The following is a 7,941-nucleotide window of genomic DNA, read 5'->3' as shown; positions in this document are numbered from 1 at the left end:
CGCGCGACGCTCCTCCGGGGTCTGCTCGGCGACGTCCTCCGGCGAGCTCACAGCGGGATGTTCCCGTGCTTGCGCGCCGGACCCTGCTCCTGCTTCGTGGCGAGCATCCGCAGCGACCGGCCGACGTACCCGCGGGTGTGCGACGGCGGCACGACCGCGTCGATGTACCCGCGGTCAGCGGCGATGTACGGGTTGCAGAGGGTGTCCTCGTAGTCCTGCTGCAGCTCCGCGCGCTTGGCGGCGAGCTCGTCGCCCTCCAGGCCCTTGAGCTCCTTGCGGTACAGGATGTTGACCGCGCCCTGGGCGCCCGTGACCGCGATCTGGGCGGTCGGCCAGGCGATGTTCACGTCCCCGCCGAGGTGCTTCGACCCCATGACGTCGTACGCGCCGCCGTAGGCCTTGCGGGTGATCACGGTGACCTTCGGGACCGTGGCCTCGCAGTAGGCGTAGATCAGCTTCGCGCCGCGGCGGATGATGCCGTCCCACTCCTGCTCGGTACCGGGCAGGAAGCCGGGGACGTCCACGAACGTGAGGATCGGGATGTTGAAGGCGTCACAGGTCCGCACGAAGCGTGCGGCCTTCTCGGAGGCGTCGATGTCCAGGCAGCCTGCGAACTGGATGGGCTGGTTGGCCACGACGCCGACCGAGCGGCCCTCGACGCGGGCGTACCCGGTGACGATGTTCGGCGCGAACAGCTCCTGGACCTCCAGGAACTCGCCCTCGTCGACCACCCGGGTGATGACCTCGCGGATGTCGTAGGGGGTGTTCACCGAGTCGGGGATGAGCGTGTCCAGCTCACGGTCGACGTCGGTGAGGTCCTCCTCGATCGACCCCGCGGTGGGCTCCGGCGCCGGGAAGAGCGGCGGCTCGGACAGGTTGTTCGACGGGAGGAAGGAGAGCAGCTCCTTCACGTAGTCGATCGCGTCCTGCTCGTCGCTGCCCAGGTAGTGAGCCACGCCGGACTTGGAGTTGTGGGCCCGGCCGCCGCCGAGCTCCTCCATCCCGACCTCTTCACCGGTGACGGTCTTGATCACGTCCGGGCCGGTGATGAACATGTGCGAGGTCTCGTCGACCATCACGATGAAGTCCGTGAGCGCGGGGGAGTAGACGGCCCCGCCCGCCGACGGGCCCATGATCAGCGAGATCTGCGGGATCACGCCGGACGACCGGACGTTCCGCATGAAGATCTCGCCGTAGAGGCCGAGCGCCGCGACGCCTTCCTGGATCCGCGCGCCGCCGCCGTCGTTGATCCCGATGACCGGGCAGCCGATCTTGGCCGCGACGTCCATGACCTTGACGATCTTCTCGCCGTAGACCTCGCCCAGCGCACCGCCGAACACGGTGGCGTCCTGCGAGAACACGGCGACCGGGCGCCCGTCGACCGTCCCGGTGCCGGTGACCACACCGTCGCCGAAGGGCCGCTTCTCCTGCATCCCGAAGTTGGTCGAGCGGTGCCGGACCAGCGCGTCCAGCTCGACGAACGAACCCGGGTCCAGCAGCAGGTCGATCCGCTCGCGGGCGGTCTGTCGACCCTTCGCGTGCTGACGCTCGGCGGCGGCCTCCGAGGGGAGAGCCTCCTCGAAGCGGCGGTACAGATCGGCCAGCTTGCCGGCGGTCGTGTGCACGTCCGGCTCGACGTCCGGGGCGTTCGACGGGTCCCCCATCGGCTCCGTTGCAGCGCTCATCGCTCTCCCTCGCTGCGCGAGGTCGGCGCTTCGCGCAAGCGCCGCATCATCGGTTCGCTCGCAAGCTCGCTCATGACGTGGGACTCTAACGCGCGACAGTCACACGTGACCGTTCCCGTGAACGCGGTCTGCGTCACGTCACACCCGCGACCGTCCGTCGCTCGTTCGGCGCAGCCGGGGGCGCACCGGTCGCGTCCGGGGCACCGTCGGGCGCGTTCACCTCCGAAAGCGGCCGGAACGGGCCACCGACCAGGGATAGGTTCCGCCCGTGAGCTCGCCACCGGCCCCGTTCGACGTCCACGACCTCCGGCACCGGTTGCTCGGCCCCGGCGGACGCTGGACCCGCCTCGAGGTCGTCGACGCGACGGGCTCCACGAACGCCGATCTCGTCGCCCAGGCCGTCGCCGGGGCACCCGACGGGTCGGTCCTGGTCACCGAGCACCAGACCGCGGGCCGCGGCAGGCTGGACCGCAGCTGGGAGGCGCCGCGCGGCTCGGGGATCGCGGTCAGCGTGCTGTGGCGGCCCGAGGGTGTGCCCGCCGAGCGGTTGGGCTGGCTGCCGATGCTCGCAGGCGTCGCGCTGCTCGACGCGATCCGGACCCTGGCCCCCGGTGTCGCGGCCGGCCTGAAGTGGCCCAACGACCTGCTGCTCGGCCCCGAGGGCCGCAAGGGCGCCGGGATCCTGGCCGAGATGACCGCGGTGTCCGGCGGCGGCCCCGGGGTGGTGCTGGGGATGGGGATCAACGTGGGCGCCCCGGCGGGCACGCTGCCTCCCACGGCGACGTCGCTGGCTGCCGAGGGCGCCGCCGTCGACCGCACGGAGCTGCTGGTCGAGGTGCTGCGCAACCTCGGCGAGCGGGAGGCGGCGTGGCGGGCCGAGGCGGGGGACGCGGACGAGTCCGGGCTGCGCGGCGACTACCGGGCGGGCTGCCTCTCGCTCGGCTCCCAGGTGCGGGTGGAGATGCCCGGCGGCAGCTCGGTCGTGGGGATCGCGGAGGACGTCGACACCTCGGGCCACCTGCTCGTCCTGGAACCGGACGGCAACCGCAGGGCCATCGCGGCGGGCGACATCGTGCACCTGCGGCCGGCGGACCGCTCCGACCCCTGAGGCGTCATGGAGCCACAACTGTCGTCCCGGGGCCGTCGAACGACAGATGTGGCTCCATAATGCGCGCATGGCCTACCCGGACGAGCTGCTGGTCGAGGGCGAGCAGGTCGTCCTGCACACCCACCCGCACTGGAAGATGCTGATCGGGCCGGTCGTGGTGTTCCTCGTCGTGGTCGGGGCTGCGGCGTTCCTGGCCGCGCTGGTGAGCGCGCAGAGCTGGGCGGCCATCGCGTGGATCGCGCTCGCCGCGCTCGCGGTGCTGGTCGTGGCCCGGTTCACGGTGCTGCCCTTCCTCCGCTTCCGCACCACCCACTTCGTCGTCACGACCCGACGGGTGCTGGTCCGGGAGGGGGTCGTGTCGCGCAGCGGGATGGACATCCCGATGTCGCGGATCAACACCGTCCAGTTCCGGCACACGATCCTGGAGCGCATGCTGGGGTGCGGCACGCTCGTGGTCGAGTCGGCGTCGGACGATCCGTTGGAGTTCGCCGACATCCCCGACGTCGAGCGGGTCCACACGCTGCTCTACCAGGAGGTCGCGGACCCACATGACTGACCAGGCCGAGCTGCCCATGAGGGTCCCCGTCGAGGGGCTGCCCGCGCACGTCACGATCTACGAGGTCGGCGCGCGGGACGGGCTGCAGAACGAGAAGACGGTCGTCCCGGTGGAGGTGAAGGCCGAGTTCCTGGGCCGGCTCGCCGCGGCGGGCCTCACGACCCTCGAGGCCACGAGCTTCGTGCACCCGAAGTGGGTGCCCCAGCTCGCCGACGCCGCCGACCTGCTCGCCGTCCTCGACCGGCGACCGGGCGTCGACTATCCGGTGCTGGTGCCCAACGAGCGCGGGCTGGACCGGGCGATCGAGGCGGGCGTGGACCACGTGGCGGTCTTCGCGAGCGCCACGGAGACGTTCGCCTCGAAGAACCTCAACCGGACGCTGGACTCGCAGTTCGCGATGTTCGAGCCCACGGTGAAGCGGGCGCTCGCCGAGGGGATGCGGGTGCGGGCGTACGTGTCCATGGCGTTCGGGGACCCCTGGGAGGGGGCCGTCGAGCCCGCGCAGGTCGCCGCCGTCGGGCGTCGGCTGGTGGAGATGGGCTGCGGGCAGCTCTCGCTCGGGGACACCATCGGCACCGGCACCCCGGGCCATGCCGAGGCCGTGATCGACGCGTGCGTGGCCGCCTCCGTCCCGATCGACACGATCGCGGTGCACTTCCACGACACCTACGGCCAGGCGCTCGCCAACACCCTCGCCGCACTGCGCCGCGGGGTGACCACGGTCGACGCCTCCACCGGCGGGCTCGGCGGCTGCCCGTACGCCAAGTCCGCCACCGGGAACCTGGCCACCGAGGACCTCGTCTGGATGCTCGACGGGCTGGGGATCGAGCACGGCGCCTCGCTGGGCGCCCTGGTCGAGACGAGCGTGTGGATGGCGGGGCAGCTCGGCCGACCGTCGCCGTCGCGGGTGGTCAAGGCGCTGGGATCGGCCCTGGGTGGGGACGACGCGGGCTGACCGCGCCGGACTGTGGGGGCGCCTTCCTCATGAAGTCCGGTCGCCCTGGCCCGCGCCCTCGGCAGAGGCGGCGGACGCTAGGGTCGAGGCTGGTCCCGCGAGCCGAACATGCCGGTGAAGCGGGCGCGGTAGACCACGTCCTCGCTGTCCGCCGAGCCGCGGCGCATCCAGGCCCGCAGGGTGATCAAGCCCATCCACGGCTTCGACGACGAGCGGCGCGCGTCCACGACCTCCATCGTGGCGAACAGCTCGTCGCCTGCGAAGACGGGCGCGGGCCAGGCGATCTCGTCGCCGCCGGGGGAGCCGAGCGCGGTGGAGCCGAGCAGCAGGTCCTCCACGTAGAGCCGCATCCAGAGCCCGGCGGTGTACCAACCGGAGGCCGCGAGCCTGCCGAAGATGGACTCCTTCCCCGCGGCCTCGTCGAGGTGGAAGGGCTGCGGGTCGAAACGGCGGGCGAACGCGACCATCTCGTCGTGGTCGACCGTCACCGACCCGAGGTCGAACACCCGACCCGGCGTGAGGTCCTCGAACGCGATCTCCGGCATGGGCCGACGTTAACCCACTCCCTCCCGGACCGGCCCACGTCCGGCGCCTCCCGCCGCGCCCACTGATCACTGCCCCGGCACGGGGAGCCGCGGGGTGCGCGGTGCTGTGTGCCGAACCGGTGATCATGGGTCTGGCGGCCGTCAGAGCTGCAGAGCGTTGGCATGATCGCGGTCTCGGCACCGGGGGCCGCGAGGTGCGGCGCTGCGTGCCCAATCGGGAGCCTGTGCCTGCGCGGTGATCATGGTGCCTGCCCGCCCACACAGGCGCCCGCCCCGAACATGATCGCCTCATCGGCGCAGCCCACCGCGCCCACCGCGGCTCCGCGCGCCGAACCAGTGATCACGGGCCGGGGTACCGGCAGGGAACCCTGACCGGCTGCGGGAGAACCGATGACAGACCCTCAGCGGGCGCGGAGGATCTCCAGGGCGGCCGTGTGGAGGTGGCCGTTGGAGGCCAGTCCGTTCCCGCCCGCGAACCCCACGACCCCGGCCAGGTCGGTGAGCCGCCCGCCCGCCTCCTCCAGGATCGGCTGGACCGCGGCGAGGTCCCAGGGGTTCGCCTCGGGCTCCACGGCCAGGTCGAGCACGCCCTCCGCGACCAGGCAGTGCTGCCAGAAGTCGCCGAAGGCGCGGGTCTCCCAGCATGCCTCGGACAGCGCCAGCCAGCGGTCCAGGGTCCCGTTGCCGCGGAAGGTCTCCACATTGGTCGTCGAGAGGTAGGAGTCCTCGAGCGACCTCACGCCCGTCACCGTGATCCGGCGCGCCTCGCCGCCGGGCCGGTCGGTCGTCCAGGCGCCGAGGCCGGCCGCGCCCCACCAGCGTCGTCCCAGGGCGGGTGCGCTGACCACCCCGACGGTCGGCGCCCCCGCCACGCACAACGCGATGAGCGAGCCCCACACGGGCATGCCGCGGGAGAAGTTCTTGGTGCCGTCGATCGGGTCGAGCACCCAGCCCCGTCCGCCCAGCCCCGCGAGGGACCCGCCGCCCTCCTCACCGAGGATCGCGTCCGCGGGCCGCTCCCCGGCGAGCGAGGCGCGCAGGGCCTCCTCGGCGGCGGTGTCCGCGTCCGTCACGGGCGTGCGGTCAGGCTTTCGGGTGACCTTGAGGTCGGCGGCCCGGAACCGGGGCAGCGTGATGGCGTCGGCGATGTCCGCCAGCTGGAGGGCCAGGGCGAGATCGGCACGGGTGTCCGGTTCGGAGCCAGAGGTGGTCACGGCGCGCCAGCATGCCATCCCGGTGTGGGCATACTCTCATCCCGTGACCACCGTCCTGTTGGCGGAGGACGACGCCGCGATCGCGGAGCCGCTCTCCCGGGCCCTGCAACGCGAGGGCTACGAGGTGGACGTCGCCAGCGACGGCACCGCGGCGCTCGATGTCGTCCGGCAGGGCAACGTCGACCTGTTGGTGCTGGACCTCGGCCTGCCCGGGATGGACGGGCTGGAGGTCTGCCGCAGGCTCCGTCCCGACTTCCCCGACCTGCCGGTCCTGATGCTCACCGCGCGCACGGACGAGGTGGACTTCGTCGTGGGCCTCGACGCGGGCGCGGACGACTACGTCGGCAAGCCCTTCCGGCTCGCCGAGCTGCTCGCGCGGGTCCGCGCGCTGCTGCGCAGGCTCACCCCCGAGACCGTCGAGGTCGGCGGCGTGCGGATGGAGCTGTCCGGCCGCCGCGTCCTGGTCGACGGCGAGGAGGTCGGCCTGGCCAACAAGGAGTTCGAGCTGCTGCGGGTGCTCCTGCTGCGCGCCGGACAGGTCGTGACCCGCGAGGAGATCCTCCGCGAGGTCTGGAACGACCCGGACATGAAGACCTCCAAGACGTTGGACATGCACATGTCCTGGTTGCGACGCAAGATCGGCGGCGAGCGCCGGATCGCGACGGTCCGCGGCGTGGGATTCCGCTTCAACCACGCCTGATGAGAAGACGGATCCTGCTCTCGACCCTGTTCGTCGTCACGGTGACGGCCCTGGTCCTGGGCGGTCCGCTGGCGTTCACGACCTGGCGGCTGGTGGACGACTTCACCCGCGCCGAGCTGATCCAGCAGCTGGAGCGGATCGCGGGCAGGCTCGACGACGAGCCGCCCGGCAGGCCGATCGACCCCTCGACGATCGCGCTGGCCGTGCCCGCGGGCGGCAGGCTCGTCGTCGACGTCCCGGGGGCGCCGATACAGACCATCGGCGCGCCGGTCGAGGACGACACGATCGCCGAGTCGCTGCCCTTCGGGCAGGGCGGCACGATCACCCTGTCCGAACCGATCTCGGTGATGCGCACCCAGCAGGTCCAGGTCACCGTGGTGGTGATCCTGCTGGTCGTGCTGTCGGTGGGCACGGGCGCGGTCGTCGCGACCGTCACCGCGCGCAGGCTCGCAGAGCCCCTGCTCGACGTCGCCGACCGGGCCGCGCGGCTCGGCGCCGGTGACTTCCGGCTGGCCCCGCACCGCCACGGCATCCCCGAGCTGGACCGGGTCTCGGACGTCCTGGACACCTCCGCGGGGGCGCTCGCCGACCTCGTCCAGCGCGAGCGGGCGCTGGTCGGGGACGTGTCCCACCAGCTGCGGAGCCGGATCACCGCGCTCACCCTGCGGCTCGACGAGCTGTCCACCCACCCCGATCCCGACGCCCGCCGCGAGGCCCTCGCCGCCCTCGAGCAGACCGAGCGGCTCTCCGAGGTGCTCGACGAGCTGCTGGAGGCCGCCCGCGCGGCCCGGGCCGCGGGCGCGGAGCCGATGGACCTGCGCGAAGGCCTGTCCGAGGTGGCCGACGAGTGGCGGCCCGCGCTCGAGTCCGCGGGGCGCAGGCTCAAGCTCCGGGTGCCCGACGGGCTGCTGGCGCGGGTCACGCCCGCCCGCATCCGGGAGGCCGTGGGCGCGTTGGTGGACAACGCGATCCAGCACGGCGACGGCACCGTCACGATCTCCGCCCGCGAGGGCGCGAACGCGCTGGTCATCGAGGTCAACGACACCGGCGCGGGGATCCCGGAGGAGCTGGTCCCGCACGTGTTCGACCGCGGCGTCTCCGTGCAGTCGTCGACCGGGCTGGGGCTGGCCCTGGCCCGCGCGCTGGTGGAGGCGGACGGCGGGCGGCTGGAGCTGTCC

The 7,941-nt window shown here is 72.6% G+C and carries 8 protein-coding genes; 5 read left to right on the top strand and 3 right to left on the bottom strand.

Going from position 1 to position 7,941, the window contains the following annotated elements; translation table 11 throughout:
* Nucleotides 1-47 precede the first annotated feature (47 nt).
* Entirely contained in the window at nucleotides 48-1,685 is a 1,638-nt protein-coding gene (locus tag H5J29_RS13805) for an acyl-CoA carboxylase subunit beta (RefSeq protein WP_181781353.1), read from the bottom strand.
* 268 nt (nucleotides 1,686-1,953) lie between these two features.
* On the opposite strand from H5J29_RS13805, the gene H5J29_RS13800 reads away from it, so the two are divergent.
* From H5J29_RS13800 to H5J29_RS13790, 3 genes are all read left to right on the top strand, one after another.
* Nucleotides 1,954-2,793: a biotin--[acetyl-CoA-carboxylase] ligase gene (locus tag H5J29_RS13800; RefSeq protein ID WP_181781352.1), complete on the top strand. Its 840-nt coding sequence runs from the start codon at nucleotides 1,954-1,956 to the stop codon at nucleotides 2,791-2,793.
* 67 nt (nucleotides 2,794-2,860) lie between these two features.
* Entirely contained in the window at nucleotides 2,861-3,349 is a 489-nt protein-coding gene (locus H5J29_RS13795; RefSeq protein ID WP_181781351.1) for a PH domain-containing protein, read from the top strand.
* Nucleotides 3,342-4,304 carry a hydroxymethylglutaryl-CoA lyase gene (locus tag H5J29_RS13790; protein ID WP_181781350.1) on the top strand — a complete coding sequence of 321 codons (963 nt, stop codon included), beginning with the start codon at nucleotides 3,342-3,344 and terminating at the stop codon, nucleotides 4,302-4,304. Before H5J29_RS13795 ends, H5J29_RS13790 begins: the two co-directional genes overlap by 8 nt.
* A 77-nt stretch (nucleotides 4,305-4,381) precedes the next feature.
* Here H5J29_RS13790 and H5J29_RS13785 read toward each other — a convergent pair whose 3' ends face one another.
* The gene (locus H5J29_RS13785; RefSeq protein ID WP_181781349.1) at nucleotides 4,382-4,849 is read right to left on the bottom strand and encodes a MaoC family dehydratase; all 468 of its coding nucleotides are present in this window, start codon (nucleotides 4,847-4,849) and stop codon (nucleotides 4,382-4,384) included.
* A 401-nt stretch (nucleotides 4,850-5,250) separates the two neighbouring features.
* Nucleotides 5,251-6,081, bottom strand: a complete 831-nt coding sequence (hisN, locus tag H5J29_RS13780) for a histidinol-phosphatase (RefSeq protein ID WP_181781348.1) — start codon at nucleotides 6,079-6,081, stop codon at nucleotides 5,251-5,253.
* Nucleotides 6,082-6,106: 25 nt separating this feature from the next.
* Here hisN and H5J29_RS13775 point away from each other — a divergent pair, with 25 nt between their 5' ends.
* The gene (locus H5J29_RS13775) at nucleotides 6,107-6,763 is read left to right on the top strand and encodes a response regulator transcription factor (protein WP_181781347.1); all 657 of its coding nucleotides are present in this window, start codon (nucleotides 6,107-6,109) and stop codon (nucleotides 6,761-6,763) included.
* Nucleotides 6,763-7,941 (top strand): sensor histidine kinase (locus tag H5J29_RS13770; protein WP_181781346.1); only part of this gene is annotated, 1,179 nt, incomplete at its 3' end. The genes H5J29_RS13775 and H5J29_RS13770, both read left to right, overlap by 1 nt.

The organism is Pseudonocardia pini (assembly GCF_013870575.1).
Lineage (GTDB): Bacteria > Actinomycetota > Actinomycetes > Mycobacteriales > Pseudonocardiaceae > Pseudonocardia > Pseudonocardia pini.
This window is presented reverse-complemented; position numbering and strand designations above follow the sequence as displayed.